Raw genomic sequence first — 2429 nt, forward strand, 5'->3', positions numbered from 1 at the left:
CCACCACTTCTGCAGATCTCGACAGGATTTCGACCGAGCAGTTCGCGGCCCGGGGCGGGGGCCGGGGCCCGGGCCGCGGCATTTCCCGACAGGCCGTGGGCACCGGGGTTGCACCTTTCGGGTCGGTCCACTCACCCGGAGGCCCCTCCCATGCGCACCCCGACCACGCCATACGTCCTCTCCATCCTCGCCGCGGCCGAGACCCCGTGCGTCTCCGTCTACCTCCCCGCCACGGGGCAGCACGAGGCCCGGTACCGGCAGCTCGTCGACCTCGCCGACGCCGCGCTGGCGCGGGACCACCCCGGGCCGGCCGGCCGGGACCTCGTCGACCGGCTCCGCGGGCTGTCCGCCGACCGCGACCTGTGGGCCGCGGCGACCGGCGGCGTGGTCGTGCTCGCGTCGCCCGCCCGGTTCGACACCTTCGCCCTGCCCCGGGCCGTGCCCGAGCGGGTCGAGGTGGGCGACTCGTTCCACGTCAAGCCGCTCCTGCGGTACGTCCAGTCGGCCGACCCGTTCCACGTCCTGTGCGTGTCCCGCGAGCGGGTCGGGCTGTTCGAGGGGAACCGGTACGAGCTGCACCCGCTGCACGTCCCGGAGGTGCCACTGACGTTCAACGAGTCGCTCGGCGAGGAAACAGTCGAGCCGGTCGAGGGGGTCCACACCGCGCAGCCGGAGTCGACGACCCGGCCCAACGCCCGCGTGGGCGGCGAGGACTCGCACGGCAAGCTCATCGGCAAGGCCCACGCCGCCCGCGTCCTCCGGGCCCCGGAGGTCGAGCGGTTCTTCCGCGAGGTCGACCGGGAGGTGGTCCACCGGGTGTCGGAGCCGTCCGGGCTGCCGCTCATTCTGGTGGGCATCGACGACAACCTGAGCACGTTCCGGCGGCTGACGAAGAACCGGTTCGTGACGGCCGAGGGGGTGTCCGGCGACTGGACGAAGTGGACCCTCCCGGAGATCCGCGACGCGGCGTGGGCGGTGTTCCAGACGCACTACCTGGAGGCCCAGGCGAAGGTCCGCGAGGACTTCGGCGCGGCCCGGGCGCACGGCCGCGGGACCGAAGACCTGGCCCAGGCCGCACTGGCCGCGGTCGAGGGGCGGGTGGGCGTGCTGCTGGTGGACGCCGACCGGACGCACCCCGGGGCGATCGACATGGCGACCGGGTCGCTCCGCCCGCAGGCCGGCGGCGACACCGCGGCCGGCGACATGCTCGACGACCTGGCCGAGATGGCGCTGAAGACCAAGGCCCGGGTGATCGTGACGCCGTCGGCGAACATGCCCACCGACACCGGCCTCGCGGCCATCTTCCGGTACTGATCGGGGCCGGGCGGGTGTCGGGGTCGTAGGGCCGGCTGTGCCGGCCTCTTGAGGCGCGGCCGGCACAGCCGGCCCTACCGATCACAACCGACTCCCCCACCGGCCCGGGACCACCCGGCTCGGGTTCACACCCCCGCGTTCTCTTCGAGCTTCCCGTTCCGCCAGGCGCGGCGCTCGCTCCACCGCCAGAAGAGTTGCGCGAGCGCGACGAGCACCGCGGTCGTGGCGGCGAGCATCGCGGCGAGTTCGCCGTTGGTCCAGTCGGCGAGCGGGCCGCGGAGCTGCGCGGGCAACGCGCCCGTGCCCATCAGCGCCCGCCGCATCCCCTCCAGCCAGTACGTTGTCGGCAGGCTCAGCGAGATCGACTGCACCCACGCGGGCAGCGCCGAGAGCGGGAACACGACGCCGCTCGCGAGGTACACGACCCCCGCCACCCCTTCGCTCAGGAACATCCCGTTCCGCGACATGTTCAGGCACGCGCCGGCGAGCAGCATCCCGCACGCCCACAGCATCGCGCACCCGATTGCGAGGTACACGAGCAGCCAGCCCGGGTCCACGGTGACGGTGTTCCGCAGCTCGGAGAACAGGAACAGGCCGACGCCGACGTTGAGCACCCCGCCGACGACCGCTTCGAGCCCGCGGGCCGCGCCGCGGCCGAGGAAGTACGTCTGGAAGTGGGCCGGGCTGATGTACACGTACTTCAGCATCCGGTAGTGCTCGCGGTCCCGGACGACGGCGTAGCTGAGGCCGAACATGACGTGGCCGACGAGCCCGTAGCACGCGTTGGAGACGTACAGGTACGGCAGGAACTCGACCGGCACGCGCGCCCCGGCGGCGCTCCGGGCGGCGTAGAACATGCACACGAGCATGAGCGACCCGCACACCGGCTTGACGAGCATGTACAGGGCGAACAGCCACGGGCTGGCCCAGTTCGTTTCGAGCTGCCAGCCGAGCCACGTGGCCAGGCGCAGGGTGCGGAGGTGTTCGCGCATGGGGGCATGATACGCGGCGGGGCGAGTGCGTTGGTGGCGTTCGCGTCCCCGATGGTCCGCGAGCGTGGTGCCCCTCACCCGCCGCGAAGCGCGGCGACCTCTCCCCGTCGGAACGGGGCGAGG

The 2429-nt window shown here is 72.9% G+C and carries 2 protein-coding genes; one reads left to right on the plus strand and one right to left on the minus strand.

The genetic code is table 11. The features are described 5' to 3' along the window. Positions 1 to 150 precede the first annotated feature (150 nt). Positions 151 to 1314: a baeRF3 domain-containing protein gene (locus tag ACTIGN_RS18625; protein WP_439626536.1), complete on the plus strand. Its 1164-nt coding sequence runs from the start codon at positions 151 to 153 to the stop codon at positions 1312 to 1314. Between the two features lie 125 nt (positions 1315 to 1439). Here ACTIGN_RS18625 and ACTIGN_RS18630 read toward each other — a convergent pair whose 3' ends face one another. Then, a complete protein-coding gene (locus ACTIGN_RS18630; protein ID WP_439626538.1) occupies positions 1440 to 2306 on the minus strand; it encodes an ABC transporter permease in 867 nt (288 codons plus the stop codon). Between the last annotated feature and the right edge of the window lie 123 nt (positions 2307 to 2429).

Origin of the sequence: Gemmata sp. (genome assembly GCF_051859125.1) — a bacterium.
Classification (GTDB): Bacteria; Planctomycetota; Planctomycetia; order Gemmatales; family Gemmataceae; genus Gemmata.

What these genes read in the sequence shown, in the direction of transcription:
- ACTIGN_RS18625 (WP_439626536.1), top strand. Translation starts at nt 151, where the DNA reads ATGCGCACCCCGACCACGCCATACGTCCTCTCCATCCTCGCCGCGGCC.
- ACTIGN_RS18630 (WP_439626538.1), bottom strand. Translation starts at nt 2,306, where the DNA reads ATGCGCGAACACCTCCGCACCCTGCGCCTGGCCACGTGGCTCGGCTGG.